This window comes from Streptomyces sp. NPDC001985 (assembly GCF_040296845.1).
In the GTDB taxonomy this organism is placed as follows: Bacteria; Actinomycetota; Actinomycetes; order Streptomycetales; family Streptomycetaceae; genus Streptomyces.
This window is the reverse complement of the sequence record NZ_JBEOYB010000010.1, coordinates 77,540-103,603: the sequence shown is the minus strand read 5'-3', so window position 1 is coordinate 103,603 and position 26,064 is coordinate 77,540. Positions and strand designations below refer to the sequence as shown.

Annotated in this window: 19 protein-coding genes; 16 read left to right on the top strand and 3 right to left on the bottom strand. The window is 72.9% G+C overall.

Translation table 11 applies throughout. From position 1 onward, the window contains the following. The first annotated feature begins 123 nt into the window (after positions 1-123). From ABT122_RS06855 to mutM, 5 genes are all read left to right on the top strand, one after another. The gene (locus tag ABT122_RS06855) at positions 124-1,284 is read left to right on the top strand and encodes a F0F1 ATP synthase subunit B (protein ID WP_351546465.1); all 1,161 of its coding nucleotides are present in this window, start codon (positions 124-126) and stop codon (positions 1,282-1,284) included. A gap of 183 nt (positions 1,285-1,467) precedes the next feature. Continuing rightward, a complete protein-coding gene (locus tag ABT122_RS06850; protein ID WP_351546547.1) occupies positions 1,468-2,115 on the top strand; it encodes a YceD family protein in 648 nt (215 codons plus the stop codon). 2 nt (positions 2,116-2,117) lie between these two features. After that, the gene (rpmF, locus tag ABT122_RS06845) at positions 2,118-2,291 is read left to right on the top strand and encodes a 50S ribosomal protein L32 (RefSeq protein ID WP_043229344.1); all 174 of its coding nucleotides are present in this window, start codon (positions 2,118-2,120) and stop codon (positions 2,289-2,291) included. A 19-nt stretch (positions 2,292-2,310) separates the two neighbouring features. Further along, positions 2,311-3,279, top strand: coding sequence for a ribonuclease III (gene rnc, locus ABT122_RS06840; protein WP_351546461.1), 969 nt, complete (start codon positions 2,311-2,313; stop codon positions 3,277-3,279). Between the two features lie 187 nt (positions 3,280-3,466). Beyond that, entirely contained in the window at positions 3,467-4,333 is an 867-nt protein-coding gene (gene mutM / locus ABT122_RS06835; RefSeq protein ID WP_351546458.1) for a bifunctional DNA-formamidopyrimidine glycosylase/DNA-(apurinic or apyrimidinic site) lyase, read from the top strand. Between the two features lie 107 nt (positions 4,334-4,440). Here mutM and ABT122_RS06830 read toward each other — a convergent pair whose 3' ends face one another. Further along, positions 4,441-5,313 carry a CAP domain-containing protein gene (locus ABT122_RS06830; protein WP_351546455.1) on the bottom strand — a complete coding sequence of 291 codons (873 nt, stop codon included), beginning with the start codon at positions 5,311-5,313 and terminating at the stop codon, positions 4,441-4,443. Positions 5,314-5,549: 236 nt separating this feature from the next. Here ABT122_RS06830 and ABT122_RS06825 point away from each other — a divergent pair, with 236 nt between their 5' ends. The 4 genes from ABT122_RS06825 (at position 5,550) to ABT122_RS06810 (ending at position 11,815) form a co-directional block, all read left to right on the top strand. Continuing rightward, on the top strand, positions 5,550-5,831 hold the full coding sequence (locus ABT122_RS06825; protein WP_351546452.1) for an acylphosphatase: 282 nt from the start codon (positions 5,550-5,552) through the stop codon (positions 5,829-5,831). A 394-nt stretch (positions 5,832-6,225) separates the two neighbouring features. Beyond that, entirely contained in the window at positions 6,226-6,444 is a 219-nt protein-coding gene (locus tag ABT122_RS06820; protein WP_153486296.1) for a hypothetical protein, read from the top strand. Positions 6,445-6,602: 158 nt separating this feature from the next. Then, on the top strand, positions 6,603-10,268 hold the full coding sequence (locus ABT122_RS06815; RefSeq protein WP_351546448.1) for an SMC hinge domain-related protein: 3,666 nt from the start codon (positions 6,603-6,605) through the stop codon (positions 10,266-10,268). Positions 10,269-10,399: 131 nt separating this feature from the next. Then, the gene (locus ABT122_RS06810; RefSeq protein WP_351546445.1) at positions 10,400-11,815 is read left to right on the top strand and encodes a sugar porter family MFS transporter; all 1,416 of its coding nucleotides are present in this window, start codon (positions 10,400-10,402) and stop codon (positions 11,813-11,815) included. Between the two features lie 63 nt (positions 11,816-11,878). Here ABT122_RS06810 and ABT122_RS06805 read toward each other — a convergent pair whose 3' ends face one another. Continuing rightward, positions 11,879-13,117 carry a GNAT family N-acetyltransferase gene (locus tag ABT122_RS06805; RefSeq protein ID WP_351546443.1) on the bottom strand — a complete coding sequence of 413 codons (1,239 nt, stop codon included), beginning with the start codon at positions 13,115-13,117 and terminating at the stop codon, positions 11,879-11,881. Positions 13,118-13,292: 175 nt separating this feature from the next. On the opposite strand from ABT122_RS06805, the gene ftsY reads away from it, so the two are divergent. Next, entirely contained in the window at positions 13,293-14,516 is a 1,224-nt protein-coding gene (gene ftsY, locus ABT122_RS06800) for a signal recognition particle-docking protein FtsY (protein WP_351546441.1), read from the top strand. A gap of 173 nt (positions 14,517-14,689) precedes the next feature. Here the strand turns inward: ftsY and ABT122_RS06795 are convergent, their stop codons facing one another. Further along, the gene (locus tag ABT122_RS06795) at positions 14,690-15,352 is read right to left on the bottom strand and encodes a bifunctional DNA primase/polymerase (RefSeq protein WP_351546544.1); all 663 of its coding nucleotides are present in this window, start codon (positions 15,350-15,352) and stop codon (positions 14,690-14,692) included. A 543-nt stretch (positions 15,353-15,895) separates the two neighbouring features. On the opposite strand from ABT122_RS06795, the gene nsdA reads away from it, so the two are divergent. The 6 genes from nsdA (at position 15,896) to ftsH (ending at position 25,768) form a co-directional block, all read left to right on the top strand. Beyond that, positions 15,896-17,368, top strand: coding sequence for a transcriptional repressor NsdA (gene nsdA / locus ABT122_RS06790; RefSeq protein WP_351546439.1), 1,473 nt, complete (start codon positions 15,896-15,898; stop codon positions 17,366-17,368). Positions 17,369-17,770: 402 nt separating this feature from the next. After that, a complete protein-coding gene (locus ABT122_RS06785; protein WP_351546436.1) occupies positions 17,771-19,132 on the top strand; it encodes an ammonium transporter in 1,362 nt (453 codons plus the stop codon). Then, a complete protein-coding gene (locus ABT122_RS06780) occupies positions 19,129-19,467 on the top strand; it encodes a P-II family nitrogen regulator (RefSeq protein ID WP_351546433.1) in 339 nt (112 codons plus the stop codon). The genes ABT122_RS06785 and ABT122_RS06780 overlap by 4 nt, the downstream gene beginning before the upstream one ends. 66 nt (positions 19,468-19,533) lie before the next feature. After that, complete coding sequence (locus ABT122_RS06775; protein WP_351546541.1) at positions 19,534-22,017, top strand: [protein-PII] uridylyltransferase; 2,484 nt, start codon at positions 19,534-19,536, stop codon at positions 22,015-22,017. A 158-nt stretch (positions 22,018-22,175) separates the two neighbouring features. Further along, complete coding sequence (ffh, locus tag ABT122_RS06770) at positions 22,176-23,726, top strand: signal recognition particle protein (RefSeq protein WP_351546430.1); 1,551 nt, start codon at positions 22,176-22,178, stop codon at positions 23,724-23,726. Between the two features lie 119 nt (positions 23,727-23,845). Further along, positions 23,846-25,768, top strand: coding sequence for an ATP-dependent zinc metalloprotease FtsH (ftsH, locus tag ABT122_RS06765; protein ID WP_351546427.1), 1,923 nt, complete (start codon positions 23,846-23,848; stop codon positions 25,766-25,768). Positions 25,769-26,064 lie beyond the last annotated feature (296 nt).

Here is a 26,064-nt window from a genome sequence, read left to right as displayed (position 1 = left end):
GCCGGCGGCTGATGGCCCGTCAAACGGTGTCGGAGGGCGGCTCACTCGCCGTACAGTCTTCCCGTCCGTCCCCTGACGCGGCGGACGCGGCGCAGAGGCATCAGGCAGGAGTGGCGGACCACGGTGGACGTGCAGAAGAAGCTCGATGAGATCGTCCAGGCGATCGGGAGCGCCCGCTCCATGCCCATGTCGGCGTCCTGCGTGGTCAACCGCGCCGATCTGCTCGCCGGCCTCGAAGAGGTGCGCGCGGCGCTCCCCGGGTCGCTCGCGCAGGCCCAGGAGCTGATCGGGGACCGGGAGCAGCTGGTCGCCCGGGCCCGCCACGAGGCCGAGCGGATCATCGAGAGCGCCCACGCCGAGCGCGGCTCGCTGATCTCCAGCACCCAGGTCGCCCGGCAGTCCCAGGACGAGGCCGACCGCATCCTCTCCGACGCCCGGCGCGAGGCCGAGGAGATCAGGGCCGAGGCGGACGACTACGTCGACTCCAAGCTCGCCAACTTCGAGGTCGTCCTCACCAAGACCATCGGCTCGGTCGACCGGGGCCGGGAGAAGCTGCTCGGCCGGGGCCCGGGGCTCACCCCGGACGGCTACCCCGACCCGGACGCCCCCGAGTACAGCGCCGACCCGCAGACCCTGATCCACCGCGCCGACGAGTACGTGGACGCCAAGCTCGGCGCGTTCGAGGCGGTGCTCTCCAAGACCCTGGAGGCGGTCGGCCGGGGCCGGCAGAAGCTCCAGGGGCGGACCACCGGTGACGCCCTGGGCGAGCACATGGCGGCCCAGGACGCGGCGGGCAGCACCCGGCGCCACTCCAGTGACGCGGAGTATCTGGCCGGTCTCGCCGAGCTGGCCGACCCGGAGCCGCGCCAGTCCCGCGTACCCCACCCGCCCCAGCCGGCCCCGCCGCTGCGGCTCCCGGAGCAGGCCCCGCCGCCGCTGCCCGTCCATGAGCCGCACGCCCAGCCCCACGCCCAGCCGCTGCCGGCCGCGCAGCCGCACATCCCGGCCCAGCACGACCCCTTCGCCGACTACCAGCCACAGCAGGCGTACGCGCAGTACCCGCAGGACCCGCCGCAGGACCCCTACGCCGCCTACCAGCAGCAGGAGTACGGCGGGCAGTACGCGCAGCCCGATCCCTACGCCCCGTACCCGGACGCCTCCGGGCAGAGCGGCGGGCCGCAGCAGCCCGGCCCGCAGGGGGCGGCGGCGCTGGACGAGACCAGCCTCTTCGACACCAGCATGATCGACCTCGACCAGCTCCGCCGCTATGAGCAGGGCCACTGAGGCCATGAGCCGGGAGGCCGGTCCGGGGGCGGTCCGGGGCCGGATTGGGTCTATCGCCCGCCGTCCAGTATCCTGGCTCTTCGGTCGCCCGTAGTGACGCGATCCAGGCTGTCCGCCTCCCCCGCAGTGCGGGGACGGCAGCCCCTCTCCCCCCGGCAGCACGATCCGAAAGCAGGAAGAGCCCTGAACGCCCGCCTCGACCACCGAAACCCCCTCGTGTTCGACACGCACGAGCTGGGCCGGCGTCCCGGCGCGCTCCAGCGGCTGTCCCGCACGGTCCCGGCACCCGGTTCGCCGGCCGCCTTCGGGATCGAGGACGTCATCGTCGTGCCGGACGGCGAGAGTGTCGAGCTGGACCTCCGCCTGGAGTCGGTCATGGAAGGGGTGCTTGTCACAGGCACCGCCCGTGCGTCGGCCGAGGGGGAGTGCGTAAGGTGTCTGGAGCCGCTGCGCCTCGATGTCGTGGCGGACTTCCAGGAGATGTTCACGTACCCCGACGCCGACGACCGGGGCCGCGGCCGAGCCGCGGAGCCCGGCGACGACGCCGAGGACGAGGACATCCTCCCTCTCGAGGACGGCATGTTCGACCTCGAACCAGTGCTGCGTGATGCGGTGGTGCTCGCACTGCCGATGCAGCCGGTGTGCCGGGAGGACTGTGCCGGACTCTGCGCTCAGTGCGGAATCAGGCTGGACGACGACCCGGACCACCACCATGATGCCGTCGACATCCGTTGGGCGGCATTGCAAGGACTCGCCGAAACCGTCAAGGACGGCGAGAAGGACAACATGGGCGGCGCCGAAGCGGGCGTCGACGAGAAGCAGGAGAAGTAGCCGTGGCTGTTCCGAAGCGGAAGATGTCGCGCAGCAACACGCGCCACCGCCGGTCGCAGTGGAAGGCTGCGGTCCCCACCCTGGTTTCGTGCGAGCGTTGCCAGGAGCCCAAGCTGCAGCACATCGCGTGCCCTAGCTGTGGCACCTACAACAAGCGCCAGGTCCTCGCGGTCTGAGCGGCTGGTGAGAGGCCCGATGTCTGAGCTGTCCAATGCCAAGAAGCAGGAAGACGCCGGCAAAACAGTCAACGCAGCCTCGTCCCACACGCTTCTGGAAGGGCGGCTCGGGTATCAGCTCGAGGCCGCCCTTCTGGTGCGTGCGCTGACCCACCGTTCCTACGCGTACGAGAACGGCGGCCTGCCCACCAACGAGCGCCTGGAGTTCCTCGGGGACTCCGTGCTCGGACTGGTGGTCACCGACACCCTCTACCGCACCCACCCCGATCTGCCGGAAGGCCAGCTGGCCAAATTGCGGGCCGCGGTGGTCAACTCGCGTGCGCTGGCCGAGGTCGGCCGCGGGCTGGAACTGGGCCTCTTCATCCGGCTCGGCCGGGGCGAAGAGGGCACGGGCGGCCGGGACAAGGCGTCCATCCTCGCCGACACCCTGGAAGCGGTGATCGGCGCGGTCTATCTCGACCAGGGTCTCGAAGCGGCGTCGGAGCTGGTGCACCGCCTCTTCGATCCACTGATCGAGAAATCGTCGAACCTCGGTGCGGGCCTGGACTGGAAGACCAGCCTCCAGGAACTCACCGCGGCCGAGGGACTCGGGGTCCCGGAGTATCTCGTCACGGAGACGGGTCCGGACCACGAGAAGACCTTCACCGCTGCCGCCCGCGTCGGTGGTGTCTCGTACGGCACCGGCACCGGCCGCAGCAAGAAGGAAGCGGAACAGCAGGCGGCGGAGTCCGCGTGGCGGGAGATCCGTGCCGCCGCGGACCGGCGCGCCGAGGCCGAGAGGGCAGGGGCGGCGGCAGAAGCCGAAGCCGCGAACGTGGCGGAAGCCGCGGCCCGGGCCGAGGTCTCGGAGCAGGACCCGGCGGAGCCGGCCCCCGTGGCCGGCCCCGGCGGCAACGGCACCGGTTCCGTGTCCGCCTCCCCGGAGGTGCCCGCCGGCACCCCCGCGGACGCCGGACCCCAGGAGCAGGCGGACCGGGCCACGGCCTGATCCGTCACCCGCACCACCGGCCCCGCGCCACCGGACCCGTCCGGAGGCGCGGGGCCACCGCTCTTCCCACCCGCCCCACCCCCGGTGACCGGCGGAATCTCGTCCTCCGCCCGCTGTCCGATGAAGGGTCCACGACCCGGGAGCGGTACGCTGCGGGCGTTACCGTGAGCATTTCCGGAGGAGCCCCGTGCCCGAGCTGCCCGAGGTCGAGGTCGTACGCCGAGGACTCCAGCGCTGGGTCAGCGGACGGACGATCGCCGAGGTGCAGGTGCTGCATCCGCGGGCCGTCCGCCGCCATCTCGCCGGGGCCGACGACTTCGCGGCCCGGCTCAAGGGACACAGCGTCGGCATCGCCCGGCGCCGCGGCAAGTATCTGTGGCTGCCGCTCGCCGACACCGACTCCTCCGTCCTCGGCCACCTGGGCATGAGCGGACAGCTGCTCGTGCAGCCCGAGGACGCCGGCGACGAGAAGCATCTGCGGATCAGGGTCAGCTTCGACGACACCCTCGGCACCGAACTGCGCTTCGTCGACCAGCGGACCTTCGGCGGGCTCTCCCTCCACGACAACACCCCCGACGGGCTGCCCGATGTCATCGCGCACATCGCCCGCGACCCCCTCGACCCCGCCTTCGACGACGACGCCTTCCACACGGCGCTGCGGCTGAAGCGCACCACGGTGAAACGGGCGCTCCTCGACCAGTCCCTGATCAGCGGCGTGGGCAATATCTACGCGGACGAGGCGCTCTGGCGTGCCCGGCTCCACTACGAGCGCCCCACGGCGGGCATCTCCCGGGCCCGGTCGGCCGAGCTGCTCGGTCATGTACGGGAGGTGATGCGCGCGGCCCTGGCGGTCGGCGGCACCAGCTTCGACAGCCTGTACGTCAATGTGAACGGCGAATCGGGGTACTTCGACCGCTCGCTGGACGCCTACGGCCGGGAGGACGAGCCCTGCCGCCGCTGCGGCACCCCGATGCGCAGACGTCCCTGGATGAACCGTTCCAGCTACTTCTGCCCGCGCTGTCAGCGTCCCGCCAGGCCCGCGCGCGCCCGGTGACGGCAAGGGTCCGGTGACGGCGGGGTGACGGCAAGGGTCCGGTGACGGCGGGGTGACGGCAAGGGGCCGGTGACCGTGCCCGGCCGGGCCGCGCGGGGCACCGGCCGTCAGAAGCCGAAGTTCTGGGTCCACCACGGGCCGCCGTCGCCCATGTGGACACCGACCCCCAGGGTCTTGTAGTCGCAGTTGAGAATGTTGGCGCGGTGGCCCTCGCTGTTCATCCAGGAGTTCATCACCGCACCCGCGTCCGCCTGGCCGCGGGCTATGTTCTCGCCGCCGAGATTCGCCACGCCCGCCTGCTCGGCCCGGTCCCAGGGGGTGTCCCCGTCGGGGTCGGTGTGCGAGAAGAAGCCGCGCGCCGCCATGTCACCGCTGAAGTCGCCCGCCAGCCGGGCCAGCGAGGCGTCGAACCGGACCGGGGCACAGCCGACCTTCGCGCGCTCCTCGTTCACGAGTGCGAGCACTTCGGCCTCGACACCCGACTCGGACGGGGTGGAGGGCGGCGCGGGCGCGGACGACGGCGGGGGAGCGGGGGTTCTGGTGGCGGGGGTGGTCCGCTCGGCGGAGCGGTCGGGGGTGCGCTCCCGCTCGCGGACCGGGGGCTTGGCGGCAGCGGACGGACGCGTCCTCGGCGCGGTCGTCTCCCGCGCGGGGGCCTTGCTCCGCTCCGACGGCTTCGCCGACGGCTCGGCCGGCGGCTTCGGAACGGGAGAGGTGGAGGGCGCGTGGGCGGGAGCGGCGCCGGAGCTGCTCCGGGAGGGCTCTCCGCTCTGCTCGCCCTGGGTCTGGAGCGTGGCCGACCCCTCGCTCCGGAGCGCCCCGCTGGGAGTGCTGCCCGAGCCGGAGGTGAAGGTGGAGCCGCCGGGAATCAGCCCGGACGCGACGGCGACGGCCCCCACCGCCATCGCGGCGGAGGCGCCGAGCAGTCCCGTGCGTACGGGCCTGCCCGCACGCTGAGTGGAGCGTCGATGGCGTCCCATGGAACTGTGCCTTCCTCGTACTCAACGGCTGAGACGATCCGCCCGCGCACCGCCGGGCGCCGTTCGCACGGCCGGGTCGCACGCCGGTCGCGCACCGGTTCCGCGGTGGCGGAACGGATCGATCCGGTTCACCCGAACGGGTGACCTTCATTGCGACGGGACTGTACGCCATGACGCCTGGGCCGTAAGCGGCTCATGAGCAAATCACTCGCCGCCCGTGCGGATACCGTGCAGTCATGAACGACAAGGCACGACTGACCGCCTGGGTACGCGGTCGAGTACAGGGAGTGGGATTTCGCTGGTTCACCAGGGCAAATGCACTGGAGATCGGCGGGCTCACCGGATTCGCCCTCAACCTGGACGACGGCAGGGTGCAGATTGTGGCGGAGGGGTCACGTGAGAATTGCCACCGGCTGCTGGAGTGGCTGCGTTCGGACGACACACCCGGCCGTGTGGACGGTGTGACTGAGATATGGGACACGCCCAGAGGCGGCTATGACGGCTTCGCCATCCGCTGAGCAACGCACCCGGTCCCGGGGCTCCGGGGGCGCCCGGCGCGGCTCGTCCCGGCACCCGCCGAACGCATAAACGAGCAGGTGGTTGCCGATGGGGGCGGTCCGTGCCAGGATGCGGCGACCAGGGGGAAACACCCGCCCCCGGAGCCCCGGGGCAGAGCCCTCCGGCGCCGTCGCGGCAGCCGTGAGCACCCGGGTCGCCCCCTCCGCACGGGGCGTGATCGTGTTGACCGTCAAACTTTTTGGTGAGACTCTGGAATCCCCGCGCACCTTAGCTGTTTGGCAGTAAGAACCGCAGCGATTCAGCAGTACCACAGCACTGTCGAGCACCGCGGGTGCGAATCCCTCACGACCCACACCGCATCGGTCGGTCACTCAGTGTGGAGGACCATCCATCATGGCAAAGGCGCTTCTCGGTTACGTCGGCGGTTCTGACCCGCGACTCCTCGCCGAGATGCGACGGCTTCAGCAGCGCGTCCAGGACCTCGAATCCGAACTCGTACGGATTCAGTCCGAGAATGACGCGCTCAGCGCCGCCGTCGCTCAGCACCCCGGAGAGTCGCTGCTTGACGGCATCGACATCGACGTACCGCAGGCGGAGCCCGCGCTCACCTGAGCCCGGAGGTCCGCTGGATTCATCGCGCAAGATATGCAAGGGACGCCTCGGCGTCCCTTCTTTCTTTCCCCCCGTGCCATCCTGTCCCTCCCCTCACCGTCTGATGTGCCCCTCGCCTTCATGGGTGAAACCGCCGGCTGAAGGTAGAGTCCGGCTGCGTGCACCTCAAGGCCATGACCCTGCGCGGTTTCAAATCCTTCGCCTCCGCCACGACACTGCGGTTCGAACCCGGTATCACCTGTGTGGTGGGCCCCAACGGCTCCGGAAAGTCCAATGTGGTGGACGCGCTCTCCTGGGTCATGGGCGAACAGGGCGCCAAGTCGCTGCGCGGCGGAAAGATGGAGGACGTCATCTTCGCCGGGACGACCGGGCGGCAGCCGCTCGGCCGGGCCGAGGTCTCCCTGACCATCGACAACTCCGACGGCGCGCTCCCCATCGACTATGCCGAGGTCACCATTACGCGGATCATGTTCCGCAATGGCGGCAGCGAATACCAGATCAATGGCGACACCTGCCGGCTCCTCGATATCCAGGAACTCCTCTCCGACTCCGGCATCGGCCGGGAAATGCATGTCATCGTCGGACAGGGACGTCTCGACTCGGTGCTCCACGCCGATCCCCTGGGGCGCCGCGCCTTCATCGAGGAGGCCGCCGGAGTGCTCAAGCACCGCAAGCGCAAGGAGAAGGCGCTGCGGAAACTCGACGCGATGCGCGCCAATCTCGCCCGTGTCCAGGACCTCACCGACGAACTGCGCCGACAGCTCAAACCGCTGGGACGGCAGGCGGCCGTCGCCCGCCGGGCCGCCGTCATCCAGGCCGATCTGCGCGACGCCCGGCTGCGCCTCCTCGCCGACGACCTCGTCACCCTGAGGGCCGCCCTCGCGGCGGAGCTGGCCGACGAGGCCGCGCTCAGGGAGCGCAGGGAGAGCGCGGCGGCCCGGCTGGCGGCGGCACTCGCCCGGGAGGCCGCCCTGGAGGAGGAGACGCGGCGGTTCGCCCCCCGGCTCCAGCGCGCCCAGCAGAGCTGGTACGAACTCTCCCAGCAGGCCGAACGGGTGCGCGGCACCGTCTCCCTCGCCGACGCCCGGGTGAAGAGCGCGACCGCGCGGCCGCCGGAGGAGCGGCGCGGCCGGGAGCCCGAGGACATGGAGCGGGAGGCCGCCCGCGTCCGTGAGCAGGAGGCCGAGCTGGCGGCGGCGGTGGAGGCGGCCCAGCGGGCGCTGGAGGACACCGTCGCCCACCGCGCCGGGCTGGAACGGGGACTGGCCGACGAGGAGCGCCGGCTCAGGGACGCCGCCCGCGCCATCGCCGACCGGCGCGAGGGCCTCGCCCGGCTGGGCGGCCAGGTCACCGCGGCCCGGGGCCGGGCCGCCTCCGCCCAGGCCGAGATCGACCGGCTCGCCGCCGCCCACGAGGAGGCCCGTGAACGGGCCGTCACCGCCGGCGGGGCGTACGAGCGGCTGAGGGCCGAGGTGGCGGGGCTGGACGCGGGCGACAGCGAACTGGCCGAGCGCCACGACGCCGCCCGGCGCGCCCTGGCCGGCGCCGAGTCCGCGCTGAACGCCGCCCGCGAGGCGCTCACCACCACCGAGCGCGAGCACGCCGCCCTCACCGCCCGCCGCGAGGCCCTCGCCCTCGGGCTGCGCCGCAAGGACGGCACCGGCGCGCTGCTGGCCGCCGCCGACCGGCTCACCGGGGTGCTCGGCCCGGCCTCCGGGCTGCTCGACGTCACCCCCGGCCGGGAGGTCCCCGTCGCCGCTGCCCTGGGAGCCGCCGCCGACGCGGTCGCGGTCACCACCCCCACGACGGCCGCCGAGGCCCTGCGGCTCCTGCGCAAGACCGACGCGGGCCGGGCCTCCCTGCTGCTGGCCGGTGCGCCGGAACAGGACCGCGCCCCGGCGGCGCCTCACCACCCGCACCCGCACCCGGGCCCCGGCCCGCACCCGGGCCCCGGCCCGCACCCGGGTCCCCGCACGGGCACCGGCCCCGGCACGGACACCGCGCCGGGCGCCGTCCCCGGAGCCTGGCCGTACGCCGTCGATCTCGTGCGCGGTCCCGATGAGCTGATGCCGGCCGTACGGCGGCTGCTGAGCGGATGCGTCGTGGTGGAGACCCTCGCGGACGCCGAGGAACTGATCCGCGCCCGGCCCGGGCTCACCGCCGTGACCGCCGAGGGGGACCTGCTCGGCGCCCACTTCGCCCAGGGCGGGGCGGCCGGGGCGCCCAGCCTGCTGGAGGTGCGGGCGGCCGTGGACGAGGCGGCGGCCGGTCTCGCGGAGCTGGCCGGCCGCCGCACGGAGCTGGCCGGGGCCAGGGAGCGGGCCGCCGCCCGGCACGCGGAGTGCGCCGGGCTCGTCGAGGAGCTGGGGGAGCGCCGTCGTGCCGCCGACCGGGAGAAGTCCGCCGTCTCCGGCCGGCTCGGGACCCTCTCCGGGCAGGCCAGGGCCGCCGGCGGCGAGGCCGAGCGCACCGCCGCCGCCGTCACCCGCGCCCGCCAGGCGCTGGAGCGGGCCCGCGAGGAGGCCGAGGAGCTGGCCGAGCGGCTGCTCGTCGCCGAGGAGGCACCCGCGGAGGACGAGCCCGACACCCAGGTGCGGGACCGGCTCGCCGCCGACGGCGCCAACGCCCGCCAGACCGAGATGGAGGCCCGGCTCCAGCTCCGTACCCACGAGGAGCGGATGAAGGGCCTCGCGGGCCGGGCCGACTCCCTCGACCGGGGAGCCCGCGCCGAACGGGAGTCGCGGGCCCGCGCCGACGCGCGCCGCGCCCGGCTGCGCCACGAGGCGGCGGTGGCCTCGGCCGTGGCGGCCGGCGCCCGCCAACTGCTGGCGCATGTGGAGGTGTCGCTGCTGCGCGCCGACGGGGAGCGCACCGCGGCGGAGGCGGCCCGGGCGGGCCGGGAGCGGGAGCTGGCCCACGCCCGCGCCGGGGGCCGCGAGCTCAAGGAGGAGCTGGACAAGCTCACCCACTCGGTCCACCGGGGCGAGGTGCTGGGCGCCGAGAAGCGGCTGCGGATCGAGCAGCTGGAGGGCAGGGCCCTGGAGGAGCTGGGCGTGGAACCGGCCGCGCTGGTCGCGGAGTACGGCCCCGACCAGCCCGTACCGCCGTCCCCGCCGGCCGACGGCGAGGAGCTGCCCGAGGACCCCGCCCACCCCCGCAACCGGCCCGCAGGTTTCGTCCGCGCCGATCAGGAAAAGCGCCTGAAGTCGGCCGAACGGGCGTATCAGCAGCTCGGAAAGGTGAACCCGCTGGCCCTTGAGGAGTTCGCGGCGCTGGAGGAGCGCCATCGGTTCCTCTCGGAACAGCTCGATGACCTGAAGAAGACCAGAGCCGATCTTCTGAAGGTCGTGAAGGAGGTGGACGAACGCGTCGAGCAGGTCTTCACCGAGGCGTACCGGGACACGGCCCGCGAGTTCGAAGGCGTCTTCGCGCGGCTCTTCCCCGGTGGCGAGGGCAGACTGATCCTGACCGACCCCGGCGACATGCTCACCACGGGCGTGGAGGTCGAGGCGCGCCCGCCGGGCAAGAAGGTGAAGCGGCTCTCCCTGCTCTCCGGCGGCGAGCGCTCGCTGACCGCCGTGGCGCTGCTGGTGGCGATCTTCAAGGCCCGGCCGAGCCCGTTCTATGTGATGGACGAGGTCGAGGCGGCGCTCGACGACACCAATCTCCAGCGGCTGATCCGGCTCATGCAGGAGCTTCAGGAGTCCTCCCAGCTGATTGTGATCACCCACCAGAAGCGGACGATGGAGGTCGCGGACGCGCTGTACGGCGTCTCCATGCAGGGCGACGGCGTCTCCAAGGTCATCAGCCAGCGCCTGCGCTGACCTTCCCGGCCGCCCTCACACCGACAGCCCACCCCGCTGGTGACCCCCGTGCGGGTGTGCACCACTGGAAGGGCTCGCCCTGAGGGGCGGAGCTGTCGGGCGGTCCACGAGCAACGGCCCCAGGAGTACATGTGACCAGCAGTCCGCCCCCGGCTTCGGGGGCCCGTGAGGCCCACCCCGAGCATCTCGGTCATGTCATCTTCATCACCGCGTCCGCCGCGATGGGCGGCTTCCTCTTCGGCTACGACAGTTCGGTCATCAATGGCGCGGTCGAGGCCATCCGTGACCGTTACGCCATCGGTTCCGGGGAACTCGCCCAGGTCATCGCCATCGCCCTGATCGGCTGTGCCATCGGCGCGGCCACCGCGGGCCGGATCGCCGACCGGATCGGCCGGATCGCGTGCATGCGGATCGCGGCCCTGCTCTTCGCCGTCAGCGCGGTGGGCTCCGCGCTGCCGTTCGCGCTCTGGGACCTGGCGATGTGGCGCATCATCGGCGGCTTCGCCATCGGCATGGCCTCGGTCATCGGCCCCGCGTACATCGCCGAGGTCTCACCGCCCGCCTACCGGGGCCGGCTCGCCTCCTTCCAGCAGGCCGCGATCGTCATCGGTATCGCCGTCTCCCAGCTGGTGAACTTCGGCATCCTCCAGCTCGCCGACGGGGACCAGCGCGGGGAGCTCGCCGGCCTGGAGGCCTGGCAGTGGATGCTCGGGGTGATGGTCATCCCGGCCCTGCTGTACGGGCTCCTCTCCTTCGCGATCCCCGAGTCCCCCCGCTATCTGATCTCGGTCGGCAAGGTCGGCCGGGCGAAGAAGGTGCTCGCCGAGGTGGAGGGCGAGCACATCGATCTGGACGCCCGGGTCCAGGAGATCGACCACGCGATGCGCCGGGAGCACAAGTCGACCTTCAAGGATCTGCTCGGCTCGCGCTTCGGCTTTCTGCCCATCGTCTGGGTGGGTATCGGACTCTCGGTCTTCCAGCAGCTCGTCGGCATCAATGTGGCGTTCTACTACTCGTCCACGCTCTGGCAGTCCGTCGGCATCGACCCGACCAGCTCGTTCTTCTACTCGTTCACCACATCGATCGTGAACATCATCGGCACGGTGATCGCGATGGTGCTCGTCGACCGGATTGGCCGCAGGCCCCTCGCGCTGATCGGCTCGACCGGAATGGCCATCGCCCTGGCGTTCGAGGCCTGGGCCTTCTCCGCCGATCTGGTGGACGGCAAACTGCCCGGCACCGAGGGGACCGTGGCGCTGGTCGCCGCCCATGTCTTCGTGCTCTTCTTCGCCCTCTCGTGGGGTGTGGTGGTCTGGGTCTTCCTGGGCGAGATGTTCCCCAACCGGATCAGGGCGGCGGCGCTCGGAGTCGCCGCGTCCGCGCAGTGGATCGCCAACTGGGCCATCACCGCGACCTTCCCGAGCCTCTCGGACTGGAACCTCTCGGGGACGTACGTCATCTACGCCTCCTTCGCGGTGCTCTCGATCCCGTTCGTGCTGCTGTTCGTCAAGGAGACCAAGGGCAAGTCGCTGGAGGAGATGGGCTGACCCCTCCCCGGGCCCCCGTGCCCCCTGTGCCCCCGGGACGCGCCGGGGGCACAGGGGGCACGGTCAGAACTCGTCCGTGGTGTGCGGCAGCAGCTCCGTCCGCGCGGCGAGGCCCAGCAGCCGCGCCGCGCCGGGCGCGTGCTCGGTCACCAGCCCCGCGCGGACCAGCTCCGCCGGGTCGATGTCCCCGAGATAGAGCGCCGCGAGCTCCCGGACGTCCAGGGTGAGATCGGCGGCGTCCCCGGTGCGCGCGACCCGGGCCCGGTGGCCGCCCTCGCCGGGCTTGGCGGTCACCCGGTACCGCCCGGCGTTGGCGGGCAGCCGTGTGTCGGTCACCTCCAGCACCAGATCCAGCGGCGCCGACCAGCTCCGTCCCTCCAGCGCCGCGGCCACATCGACCGTGCGCAGCCAGAGCGCCGGGAACTCCTGGGTGACCCGCACCCGGTCCCGGTCGGCGACGATCCGCAGCAGCGGATCGTCCAGCGGCCGGCCCCACGCCTTCACCTTGTCCACCAGGTCGATCGAGGTCACGAACCGCCAGAGCGCGGCGGCCACGGCCGGGGAATCGGCCTCCAGCTCCCGCAGATGGACCGTGCCCCGGCCCTCGTCGTCCCGCGTGGTGCGGTAGAAGACATAGCCCGCGGGCTCCTCGCCCGGCTCGCCGATCGTCACCACCCGGGGCGGGCTCAGCTCGTCGCTGTCCTCGTCCTCCTCGGGCAGGGTGTGCGTACGCCACCAGAACTCGTCCCGGGCCACCCGGCCCGCGCGCTCCGCCCGCGCGGCGGCGTGCAGGGGGCCGATCAGCGCGGGCGCGTCCGAGGCGGGGACCAGCCGCAGCGGACGGCCGTCGGGCTCGATCCGCAGCTCCAGCGGCACGTCGGTGTCGATCTCCACCGAGTACGAGCGGGTCGCCGGCTCATAGCCGAACCGGCCGTAGATCCCCGACTCCGAGACCCAGAGCGCGGCCAGCGGCTGCCCGGCCGCCGCGCACCGCCGCCACAGCTCGGCGATCATCCCGCTGAGGACCCCGCGCCTGCGGTGGGTCGGCGCCACGGAGACAAAGGTCACCCCGGCGCACGGCAGCTCCCCGCCGGGCACCGACAGCTCCAGCGGGTGGGCGCCCAGCAGTCCGACGAGTTCCTCCCCCTCATAGGCTCCGACGCGCTCGCAGTGCGCCAGGGCCTCCCGGTGGCGCTTGCGGGTGTCCTCCTCGACGCCCTTCTCCAGAAAGACGAGATAGTGCAGGTCCAGGGCGCGGTCGAGCTGTTCATCCGGAATGGTCCGGTACTCCAGGGCGGTCATTTCCCCGACGCTAGCCCGCGTGGCGCACACCCGTCATCCGGGTTTTCCGCCGCCGCTCGCGGGCAGGGGGACAGCCCCGGGAAACAGGCTCCCGGGACGGCCGGGAAGGCCGTGCGGGTCCGCCCGGGGTGTGGCCCCCCGGGTCCGGTGGGGTGTGACCGATACTGGGTGGGTTATGGAATTCGTCATCCTTGCTGTAGTCATCGCCCTGGTCGCCGTCGGCGCGATCAGCGGGCTCGTGATCAGCAGCCGCAAGAAGAAGCAGCTGCCGCCATCGGCCCCGTCGTCCGCGCCGACCATCACCGCTCCGCCCGCCGAGCCGCATGTCGGCGACGAGGCGGAGACACCGCGGGAAGAACCACGCCGCACCATCGAAGAGGTCGACCTCCCGCCGGCCGACGAACTCGCCGGCACCCCGGTCGCCGTCGAGGACCCCGTCGTCGCGGAGTCCCCGGCCCCCGCGATCGAGGTCCCGGAGCCCACCGCCGGCCGGCTCGTCCGGCTGCGCGCCCGCCTCGCCCGCTCGCAGAACTCCCTCGGCAAGGGGCTCCTCACCCTGCTCTCCCGCGAGCACCTCGACGAGGACACCTGGGAGGAGATCGAGGAGACCCTCCTCGTCGCCGATGTCGGTGTCGCCCCCACCCAGGAGCTGGTGGAACGGCTCCGTGAGCGGGTCCGGGTGCTCGGCACCCGCACCCCGGACGAGCTGCGCGCCCTGCTCCGGGAGGAGCTGCTCCACCTCATCGGCACCGAGGCCGACCGCGCGGTGAAGACCGAGAGCGGCCTCGACACCCCCGGTGTCGTCATGGTCGTCGGCGTCAACGGCACCGGCAAGACCACCACCACCGGCAAGCTCGCCCGTGTGCTGGTCGCGGACGGCCGCTCGGTCGTCCTCGGCGCCGCGGACACCTTCCGGGCGGCGGCGGCCGACCAGCTCCAGACCTGGGGCGAGCGCGTCGGCGCCCGCACCGTGCGCGGTCCCGAGGGCGGCGACCCGGCGTCGATCGCGTTCGACGCGGTCAAGGAGGGCATCGCCGAGGGCGCCGATGTGGTGCTGATCGACACGGCGGGCCGGCTGCACACCAAGACCGGTCTGATGGACGAGCTGGGCAAGGTCAAGCGCGTCGTGGAGAAGCACGGCCCGCTCGACGAGATCCTGCTCGTCCTGGACGCCACCACCGGCCAGAACGGCCTGGTGCAGGCGCGGGTCTTCGCCGAGGTCGTGGACATCACCGGCATCGTGCTGACCAAGCTGGACGGCACCGCCAAGGGCGGCATCGTCATCGCCGTCCAGCGCGAGCTGGGCGTCCCGGTGAAGCTGATCGGCCTGGGCGAGGGCCCGGACGATCTCGCGCCGTTCGAGCCGGAGGCGTTCGTGGACGCGCTGATCGGCGACTGACCTGCCCCACCCGGCAGATCAACCCCCGGGCCCGCGCGGGGTCCGCCGCCCGGAGGCGGCGGACCCCGCGCGGGCCCTCCGCTCGTCGCCTGGGGAGTTTCTTTCGGATCGGGCCGGATCGGCGAGGCGCGGCGCCGGGGCTCGCGAGCCCGGCACGATCCGAAAGAGACGACCTAGGCGGCCGAGCGGTGGCAGATGTACGCCAGTGTCCCCAGCAGCAGCCGGGCCTCCGGCGGCGCCACCGCCGTGTCCAGGGACGGCGGGCGGAGCCAGTCCACCGGGCCCAGACCGGCGTGGTCCGACGGCGGCGCGGTGATGTGGTCGCCCGGCCCCAGGCAGTGCAGATCCAGATCCGCGTCGTCCCAGCCCATCCGGTAGAGCAGATCCGGCAGATCGTCCGCCGCGCCGGGGGCGACGAAGAACTGGCAGCGGCCGTCCGGTGTCGCGGTCACCGGGCCCAGGGGAAGCCCCATCCGCTCCAGCCGCACCAGCGCCCGCCGTCCGGCCGGCGCCGCCACGTCGAGGATGTCGAAGGTGCGGCCCACCGGCAGCAGCAGTGCCGCCTCCGGCTGCCGCGCCCAGGCCGCCAGCACCCGGTCCAGCGTGGCGCCCGCGGGGACCTCGTCGGCGTACGGCAGCGGATGCGCCCCCGGAGCCGCGCACCCGGCGCTCTCGCAGGAACAGCCGCCGGCCACCACGCGCGCCCCCGGGACCACGGACCAGCCCCACAGCCCGGTGTACTCGGCGACCACGGTGCACTCGGCCGTGCGGCCACGGCGCCGTGAGCCGGACCGGATGTCCCTGATTCCCCGGCTGCTGCCGATCGTAAAGCCCATGCCCATGCCCCCTCCAACGGGTCGTGCTCGCCGGTGGTTACGACCCGAAGTTTCCTCGTAACACTGCGTCGCAACAGGTGAAGCTCGGGCGGCGCACGGTGGCGCGAGGGGGAGTGCGGACGCTGCCGCACGCCTGTGTAAGCACTGTTCCGCCGTCTTCTGAATCGTGGTCCGTCAAGTGAATCGCGGCCGACGGTGGCGGAGTTCATTCGAAGGGGTGGCGAATGGTGGCGTTTCCGGGATCGCCATCGCGGGCGGGTGATCGTAGGATTACTTTCAGTGCACGAACCCGGTGCGTCGGTCGCACACACATGGGTATGCCGGAAGCACTCGAACCCCCTGGGATGCGCGACCCCCGGCGGACCGTACGTCGTGCGGACGGACGGCCCCGCCACTCGCGGCACCCCGGGCAGCACCTCCGAGCACCATCTTTCGACCGGTATTTCAGAGCGGCACTCCGGAGCGGCATTGCAGAGCGGCAGTCAGGGCGAGGGGCGGACAGCGGCCCCGGTTCTTCAGGGTGTGACGGATGGGGGCATTCCAGTGGACGGCAGCGGCGCCGGTACGCGTGCGAGTACCGGCAAGCGCCCGAACGAGCGGCTGGGCTCATGGTTCCTGCGCAGCGGCTGGTCCAAGGGCGAGCTGGCCCGCCAGGTCAACCGCCGGGCGCGCGAGCTGGGCGCCCACCACATCAGCACCGACACCTCGCGGGTGCGCCGCTGGCTCGACGGCGAGCAGCCGCGCGAGCCGATCCCGCGCATCCTCTCCGAGCTGTTCTCCGAACGGTTCGGCACGGTCGTCGCCATCGAGGACCTGGGGCTGCGCACGGCACACCAGTCGCCCTCGGTCTCCGGGGTCGACCTCCCCTGGGCCGGGCCGCAGACCGTCACCCTGCTGAGCGAGTTCTCCCGCAGCGATCTGATGCTCGCCAGGCGCGGCTTCCTCGGCACCTCACTGGCGCTGGCCGCGGGACCCGCCCTGGTGGAGCCCATGCAGCGGTGGCTGGTGCCCGCCCCGGGCGGCGCCCCGGCGCCCGAACCCGCCGCCCTGCCCCGGCCCTCCCGGCTCTCCCGGCCCGAGCTGGAGCTGCTGGAGTCCACCACCTCGATGTTCCGCGAGTGGGACGCGCAGTGCGGCGGCGGGCTGCGGCGCAAGGCGGTCGTCGGCCAGCTCCACGAGGTCACCGATCTGCTCCAGGAGCCGCACCCGGAGGCCACCCGCCGCCGGCTCTTCGTCTGCGCCGCCGAACTGGCTCAGCTGGCCGGCTGGATGAGCTACGACGTGGGGCTCCAGCCCACCGCCCAGAAGTACTTCGTGCTCGCGCTGCACGCCGCCAAGGAAGCCGGTGACAAGCCCCTCGGCTCGTACATCCTCTCCTCCATGAGCCGCCAGATGATCCATCTGGGCCGCCCGGAGGACGCGCTGGAGCTGATCCACCTCGCGCAGTACGGCAGCCGCGACTGCGCCACCGCCCGCACCCAGGCGATGCTGTATGCGATGGAGGCCCGCGCCTACGCCACCATGGGCCAGCCGAGCAAGTGCAAAAGGGCCGTCCGGATGGCCGAGGACTCCTTCGCCGACGCGGGGATCGACGGCGAGCCCGAGCCCGACTGGATCCGCTTCTTCTCCGAGGCCGAACTGAACGCCGAGAACGCCCACTCCTACCGCGACCTCGCCTATGTGGCCGGCCGCAGCCCCACCTACTCCTCCCTCGCCGAGCCCGTCATGGCCCGGGCCGTGCGGCTCTTCGAGCAGGACCCGGTGCACCAGCGGTCGTACGCGCTCAACCTGATCGGCATGGCCACCGTCCATCTGCTGCAACGGGAGCCGGAGCAGGCCACCCAGCTGGCCTCCCAGGCCCTCGGCGTCGCCAAGCGGGTCCGCTCCGAGCGGGTCAACACCCGGCTGCGCAAGACCGTGGACACCGCGGCCCGGGACTTCGGCGATGTGGCCGATGTGGCCCACTTCACCGATCTGCTCACCGCCCAGCTCCCCGAGACCGCGGAGGCCGTCTAGGCCGTCTCCTTCGGATCGCGCGGGGCTCGCGAGCCCCGCACGATCCGAAGGAAATCCCTTGACCGGCGGGGCCGCCGCCCGACCCGGCGGTCCCGCCCCCCGACCCCGGCCGCGACGCCACCCCGAACCGTTCGACTCGGCTCCCCCGTGCCTGGTCATCGGGGAGCGTCGCGGCCGGTTTCCGTCTTCCCCCGCGGACCCGCCCCCGCATCCCGCGTTCATGGCCGTGTAACACACGGCGGCTCTTCGTCACTGCGGTGAAACATCGGGCAGCGTTGGCCGAAACCGTGCTGCGTCAATCTCAGGGCCCATAACCGGCCCGCCGCCCGATCCGCTCAGGCCCCCGCCCGAACCGCTCAGGCTCCGCCCGCACGAGGCCGCACCGACGACGAGGAGACGCCGATGCCCTCAGGCATCTCGACGCTAGCCGCAGACGCCCCGACCTGGTCTGCCGCCAACACCGGCTTCATGCTCATCTGCTCAGCGCTGGTCATGCTGATGACCCCCGGCCTCGCCTTCTTCTACGGAGGCATGGTCCGCGTCAAGTCCACCCTCAACATGCTGATGATGAGCTTCGTCAGCCTCGGCATCGTCACCATCCTCTGGGTGCTCTACGGCTTCAGCCTCGCCTTCGGCACCGACCACGGCTCCCTCATCGGCTGGTCCGGCGACTATGTGGGCCTCAGCGGCATCGGCATCACCGAGCTGTGGGACGGCTACACCATCCCCGTCTATGTCTTCGCCGTCTTCCAGCTGATGTTCGCGGTCATCACCCCCGCGCTGATCAGCGGCGCCCTCGCCGACCGGGTCAAGTTCTCCGCCTGGGCCCTCTTCATCACCCTGTGGGCCACCGCGGTCTACTTCCCCGTCGCCCACTGGGTCTGGGGCTCCGGCGGCTGGCTCTTCGAGATGGGCGTCATCGACTTCGCCGGCGGCACCGCCGTCCACATCAACGCCGGCGCCGCCGCCCTCGGCGTCATCCTGGTCATCGGCAGGCGCGTCGGCTTCAAGAAGGACCCGATGCGTCCGCACAGCCTGCCTCTCGTGATGCTCGGCGCCGCACTGCTCTGGTTCGGCTGGTTCGGCTTCAACGCCGGCTCCTGGCTCGGCAACGACGACGGCGTCGGCGCGGTGATGTTCGTCAACACCCAGGTCGCCACCGCCGCCGCGATGCTCTCCTGGCTGGTGTACGAGAAGCTCCGGCACGGCGCCTGCACCACCCTCGGCGCCGCCTCCGGCGCGGTCGCGGGCCTGGTCGCCATCACCCCGGCCGGCGGCTCCTGCTCCCCGCTCGGGGCCATCGCCATCGGCGCGATCGCCGGGGTGCTCTGCGCCATGGCCGTCGGGCTCAAGTTCCGGTTCGGCTACGACGACTCCCTCGACGTCGTCGGCGTCCACCTCGTCGGCGGTGTCGCCGGCTCCCTCCTCGTCGGCTTCTTCGCCACCGGAGGCGTCCAGTCCGACGCCAGGGGCCTCTTCTACGGCGGCGGTCTCGAACAGCTCGGCAAGCAGGCCGTCGGAGTCTTCTCGGTGCTCGCCTACTCTCTGGTGGTCTCCGCCCTCCTCGCCCTCGTGCTCGACCGGACGATGGGCATGCGGGTGGACGAGGACATCGAGGTCTCCGGCATCGACCGGCACGAACACGCCGAGACCGCCTACGACTTCAGCGGCGCGGGCGGCGGCACCGGCAGCCGCGAGGCCCTGCCCGCTCCCGGTGAGATCCGGGCGGTGGCAGCCGCCCAGAACAAGAAGGTGGACGCATGAAGCTCATCACCGCCGTCGTCAAGCCGCACCGGCTCGACGAGATCAAGGAGGCGCTCCAGTCCTTCGGGGTCCAGGGCCTCACCGTCACCGAGGCCAGCGGATACGGCCGCCAGCGCGGCCACACCGAGGTCTACCGGGGAGCCGAGTACACCGTCGACCTCGTGCCCAAGATCCGTATCGAGGTCCTGGTCGAGGAGGACGACGCCGACGAGCTGATCGAAGTGATCGTCAAGGCGGCCCGCACCGGGAAGATCGGGGACGGGAAGGTCTGGTCCGTTCCCGTGGACACCGCCGTGCGGGTCCGCACCGGGGAGCGCGGCCCCGACGCCCTGTAGCGGCGGCCCGCCCCGCACCCCGTGCACAGCCCGTACAGCGCTCGAAGAAAGGCCGGTCCGGTGTCGATGCCCCAGACGATGACCGAGGCGGACGACCCGGGGCCCAGCGGCTACGCGGCGGCCCGGCTCTCCCTCCTCCAGGAGAAGGGAGACGCCGGGCCGCCGCGCCGGGCCGCGCTCGCCGCCCTGACCGACCAATGGCTCGCCGCGCTCTTCACCGCCGCCTGCCGGGCCGGCTCCCTCCGGGGCGCCGCCCTGGTCGCCGTCGGCGGCTACGGGCGCGGCGAACTCTCCCCCCGCAGCGACCTCGATCTGCTGCTGCTCCACGACGGCTCCGCCCGCCCCGCCGATGTCGCCGCGCTCGCCGACCGCCTCTGGTACCCGGTCTGGGACCTCGGGCTCGCGCTCGACCACTCCGTGCGCACCCCCGCCGAGGCCCGCAGGACCGCGGCCCAGGACCTCCGGGCCCAGCTCGGACTGCTCGACGCCCGCCCGGTCGCCGGGGACCTCGGACTGGTCGCCGCGCTGCGCACCGCCGTACTCGCCGACTGGCGCAACCAGGCCCCGTCCCGGCTCCCCGAACTCGGCGCCCTCTGCCGCGAGCGCGCCGAACGCCAGGGCGAGCTGCGCTTTCTCCTGGAACCCGACCTCAAGGAGGCGCGCGGCGGCCTCCGCGACGCCACCGCGCTGCGCGCGGTCGCCGCCTCCTGGCTCGCCGACGCGCCCCGCGCGGGTCTCGACGCGGCCCGCCGCACCCTGCTCGACGCCCGCGACGCCCTCCACCTCACCACCGGCCGGGCCACCGACCGGCTCGCCCTCCAGGAACAGGACCAGGTCGCCGCCGAACTGGGCCTGCTCGACGCCGACGCCCTGCTGCGCCAGGTGTACGAGGCCGCGCGGACCATCTCGTACGCCACCGACATCACCTGGCGCGAGGTCCACCGGGTGCTGCGGGCCCGCTCCGTCCGTCCCCGGCTGCGCGCCGTGTTCGGCGGGCGCGGCCGGGCCGAACCCGAGCGCACCCCGCTCGCCGAGGGGGTCGTGGAGCAGGACGGCGAGGCGGTGCTCGCCCGCACCGCCCGGCCCGAGCGCGACCCCGTGCTGGTGCTGCGGGCCGCCGGCGCGGCGGCGCAGGCGGGCCTCCCGCTCTCCCCGCACGCCGTGCGGCACCTCGCGGCCACCGCCGCCGCGCTGCCCGCACCGTGGCCCGCCGAGGCCCGCGAGGAGTTCGTGACCCTGCTCGGCGCCGGCGAGCCCACCATCGCCGTCTGGGAGGCGCTGGAGGCCGAGGGGCTGATCACCCGGCTCGTCCCCGACTGGGAGCGGGTGCGCTGCCGCCCCCAGCGCAACGCCGTCCACACCTGGACCGTCGACCGCCATCTCGTCGAGACCGCCGTCCGCGCCGCCGCGCTCACCCGCCGGGTCGGCCGCCCCGATCTGCTGCTCGTCGCCGCGGTCCTCCACGACATCGGCAAGGGCTGGCCCGGCGACCACAGCGTCACCGGCGAGACCATCGCCCGGGACCTGGCCACCCGGTTCGGTTTCGAGCCCGCCGATGTCGCCGTCGTCGCCACGCTCGTACGCCACCATCTGCTGCTCGCCGAGACGGCGACCCGGCGCGATCTGGACGACCCGGCGACCCTGGAGGCGGTCGCCGCCGCCGTCGGCGACCGGTCCACCCTGGAGCTGCTGCACGCCCTCACCGAGGCGGACGCCCTCGCCACCGGACCGGCCGCCTGGTCCGCCTGGCGCGGCTCCCTCGTCGCCGAGCTGACCGCCCGGGTCGCCGCCGTGCTGGCCGGGCGGGCCGCCGAGGCGCCGGGGCCCGCCGCCCCCAGCGCCGAACAGGAGCGGCTCGCGGGCGAGGCGCTGCGGACCGCCGGCCCGGTCCTCACGCTGCGCGCCCGAGCCGACGGGCCCGCGGACGGCCCCGGGGAGAGCGGCCCCGACCCGGTCGGCGTCGAACTGCTGATCGCGCTGCCCGAGACGGCGGGCATCCTGCCCGCCGTCGCCGGAGTCCTCGCCCTGCACCGGCTCACCGTCCGCGCCGCCGAGCTGCGCGCGGTGGAGCTGCCGGTGGAGCCGGGCCCCGCCGAGCCGGCCGGCGGGGCGGGCGCGGGGACCGTCCTCGTACTGAACTGGCGGGTCGCCGCCGCCTACGGCGCGCTGCCGCAGGAGGCCAGGCTCCGCGCCGACCTCGTCCGCGCGCTGGACGGCTCCCTGGACATCCCCGCCCGGCTGGCCGAGCGGGACGCCGCCGCCCCGCGCCGCCGGTGCGCCCCGGCCCCGCCGCCCCGGGTCACCGTCGCCCCCGCCGGCGCCTCCCGCCACGCCACCGTGATCGAGGTCCGCGCCCAGGACGCCCCCGGACTGCTGCACCGCATCGGCCACGCCCTGGACGGAGCGGGGGTACGGGTGCGCAGCGCCCATGTCTCCACGCTCGGCGCCAACGCGGTGGACGCCTTCTACGTGACCTCCCCCGACGGGCTCCCGCTGCCCGCGCCCGAGGCCGCTGGGCTCGCCCGCGCGCTGGAGGCGGCGCTCGGGTGAGGGGAAACGGTGCCGGGAAGCGGTGCCGGGCGGCCCGGTCGGCGCCCGCGTCCGTGACCGATCCGCGCCGATCCGCGACGGCGAGGTCACGCACTCCGCGCGGCCGGATACCCTGGAGGACGATTCCCTGCCCCCGACTCTGAGGACCGACGAGCGCCGTGTTCGATACTCTCTCCGACCGCTTGGCGAATACCTTCAAGACCTTGCGGGGCAAGGGGCGCCTCAGCGAGGCGGACATCGACGGCGCGGCCCGGGAAATCCGTATCGCCCTGCTGGAGGCCGATGTCGCCCTCCCCGTCGTCCGGGCCTTCATCGCGAACGTCAAGGAGCGGGCCCGGGGCGCCGAGGTCTCCAAGGCCCTCAACCCCTCGCAGCAGGTCATCAAGATCGTCAACGAGGAGCTCGTCGGCATCCTCGGCGGTGAGACCCGCCGGCTCCGGTTCGCCAAGCAGCCGCCGACCGTGATCATGCTCGCCGGTCTCCAGGGCGCCGGTAAGACCACCCTCGCCGGCAAGCTCGGCCGCTGGCTCAAGAGCCAGGGCCACTCCCCGCTGCTCGTCGCCTGTGACCTCCAGCGCCCCAACGCCGTCAACCAGCTCTCCGTCGTCGCCGAGCGCGCCGGAGTCGCGGTCTACGCGCCCCAGCCCGGCAACGGCGTCGGTGACCCGGTGCAGGTCGCCAAGGACTCCATCGAGTACGCCAAAACCAAGGTCCACGACGTGGTCGTGGTCGACACCGCCGGCCGTCTCGGCATCGACCAGGAGCTGATGCGGCAGGCCGCGGACATCCGCGACGCGGTCAGCCCGGACGAGATCCTCTTCGTCGTCGACGCCATGATCGGCCAGGACGCGGTCAACACCGCCGAGGCCTTCCGCGACGGCGTCGGCTTCGACGGTGTGGTCCTCTCCAAGCTCGACGGCGACGCCCGCGGCGGTGCCGCGCTCTCCATCGCGCATGTCACCGGCCGCCAGATCATGTTCGCCTCCAACGGCGAGAAGCTGGACGACTTCGACGCGTTCCACCCGGACCGCATGGCGTCCCGCATCCTCGGCATGGGCGATGTGCTCTCGCTGATCGAGAAGGCCGAGCAGACCTTCAGCCAGGAAGAGGCCGCCAAAATGGCCTCCAAGCTGGCGAGCAGCAAGGGCAAGGACTTCACGCTCGACGACTTCCTGGCGCAGATGGAGCAGGTCAGGAAGATGGGCTCCATCTCCAAGCTGCTCGGCATGCTGCCCGGCATGGCCCAGATGAAGGACCAGATCAACAGCATCGACGAGCGCGATGTGGACCGTACCGCCGCGATCATCAAGTCGATGACCCCGGCCGAGCGGCATGAGCCGACCATCATCAACGGCTCGCGCCGGGCCCGTATCGCCAAGGGCTCGGGCGTCGAGGTCAGCGCGGTCAAGAGCCTGGTCGAGCGGTTCTTCGAGGCCCGCAAGATGATGTCGCGGATGGCCCAGGGCGGTGGAATGCCCGGGATGCCGGGGATTCCCGGTATGGGGGGTGGCCCCGGCCGTCAGAAGAAGCAGGTCAAGCAGGCCAAGGGCAAGCGCAAGAGCGGCAACCCGATGAAGCGCAAGGCCGAGGAGCAGGCCGCGGCGGTCCGCCGGGAGCAGGCCGCGGCCGGCGGCGCCTTCGGCCTGCCCGCCGGAGCCCAGGACAAGGACTTCGAGCTGCCGGACGAGTTCAAGAAGTTCATGGGCTGAGCCCTCCCCGCACCCCCGTCCGGACCGTCTCCCGGGCGGGCGCGGCCGGTACGCACGACGGTGCCGGCACCCGCACACGCGCGGGTGCCGACACCGTTTTTCTGGCTTAACGTCCGGATATGAGCAATGCCGCGCCGCCGCGCCGCACCCCGGACAAGCCCTGGCGCTCCGAGGGCGCGCCACCGCCCGAGCCGCCGCGGAAGCGGATGCCCGGCGGCTGGGGCGGGCTGATCCTCACGGCGCTGGTGGTCTATCTGATCGCCAACCTGGTGCTCTCGCTCTTCGGCGAGGGCGACGAGCCCACCATCTCGTACACCGAGTTCAGCAAGCAGGTCGACGCCGGCAATGTCTCCAAGATCTACTCCAAGGGCGACGCCATCCAGGGGCAGCTCAAGAAGAAGGCCCCCGTCCCCGGCGACAAGAAGGGCGACTACACCAAGTTCACCACCCAGCGGCCCGCCTTCGCCGATGACAGGCTCTGGAGCGAACTGACCGAGAAGCAGGTCACCGTCACGGCCGAGCCGGTCGTCCAGCAGCGCAGCTTTCTCGTCAATCTGCTGATCGCCCTCGCGCCGATGCTGCTGCTGGTCCTGCTGTGGGTGTTCATCGCCCGCCGGATGGGCGCGGGTCTCGGCGGCGGCGCGCTGAGCCGCAAGCCGCCGCCGAAGCCCGTCGAGGTGACCGAGGGCGGGCGCACCACCTTCGCGGACGTCGCCGGGATCGACGAGGTGGAGGGCGAGCTCAACGATGTCGTGGACTTCCTGAGGAACCCGGAGCCCTACCGGAGGATGGGCGCCCGGATGCCGGGCGGGGTGCTCCTCGCCGGGCCGCCGGGCACCGGCAAGACCCTGCTGGCCCGTGCGGTGGCCGGAGAGGCCGGGGTGCCCTTCTTCTCGGCCTCGGCGTCCGAGTTCATCGAGATGATCGTCGGCGTCGGAGCGGGCCGGGTGCGGGAGCTGTTCGCCGAGGCGCGCAAGGTCGCCCCCGCCATCGTCTTCATCGACGAGATCGACACCATCGGCCGGGCGCGCGGCGGAGGGGGCGGGCTCGGCGGCCATGACGAGCGCGAGCAGACCCTCAATCAGATTCTCACCGAAATGGATGGTTTCACCGGCTCGGAAGGGGTGATCGTGCTGGCGGCGACCAATCGCGCCGATGTGCTCGACCCCGCGCTGACCCGGCCCGGCCGCTTCGACCGCGTCGTCCAGGTATCCCCGCCCGACCGGGCGGGGCGGGAGGCGATCCTGCGCATCCACACCCGGGAGATCCCGCTCGCGCCCGGGGTGGAGCTGGCCCCGGTGGCCCGTGCCACCCCCGGGATGACCGGCGCCGATCTGGCCAACCTCGCCAACGAGGCCGCCCTGGTCGCCGTCAAGCGCGGGCAGTCGGAGGTCACCCAGGCGGATCTCTCGACCGCGCTGGAGAAGGTCCAGCTCGGCGCGGAACGCCCCCTCGTCCTGGCGGAGGAGGACCGCCGCCGCACCGCCTACCACGAGAGCGGCCACGCCCTCCTCGGGATGCTCCAGCCGGGCGCGGACCCGGTCCGCAAGGTCACCATCGTGCCGCGCGGCCGGGCGCTCGGTGTCACCCTCTCCACCCCCGACGCCGACAAGTACGCCCACACCGAGGAGTACCTGCGCGGCCGGATCATCGGCGCCCTCGGCGGGATGGCGGCCGAGCACGTGGTCTTCGGCATGGTCACCACGGGCGCGGAGAGCGATCTGGAGCAGGTGACCGCGCTGGCCCGGGGGATGGCGGGCCGCTGGGGGATGAGCGAGCGGGTCGGGCGGCTGACCGCGATCCCCGGGGACGCCCAGGTGCCGTACGGGCTCTCCGCGGCGCCCGCCACCCTGGACGCGGTGGACCACGAGATGCGCCGGATCGTGGACGAGTGCTACGAGAGCGCCTGCCGCCGGCTCCGGGAGAACCGCGACCGGCTCGACGCGCTGGCCCGGGCGCTGCTGGAACACGAAACCCTGGAGGAGGAGGCGGCCTACCGCGCGGCGGGGATCACCCGGCTCTCCAAGGACGACACCCGCTGAGGGGTGCCCCGGAGTCTCCGAGGGACCCGCTGAGTGGAGCCCCCCGGGCCCGCCGAGGGGCGCCCCCGGCCCCGCTGAGAGGTGCGTCCGGGCCCGCCGAGGGGTGCCCCCGGACGGCCCGGCGGCTGTCCTGAGCCCGCCGCGCCCGGGGCGCCGGCGCCCCGGCTCCGGGTAGGGTCGCGAGGATCGCACGGAGCCTCCCGGGCCGGCTGCCGGGGGCGGTGCGCCAGGGGCGTGCGCCGGGTGCGCACGGGGGTGCGGGGGAGCCGTGTCCCCACGGAGACGCGCGCGGTGTT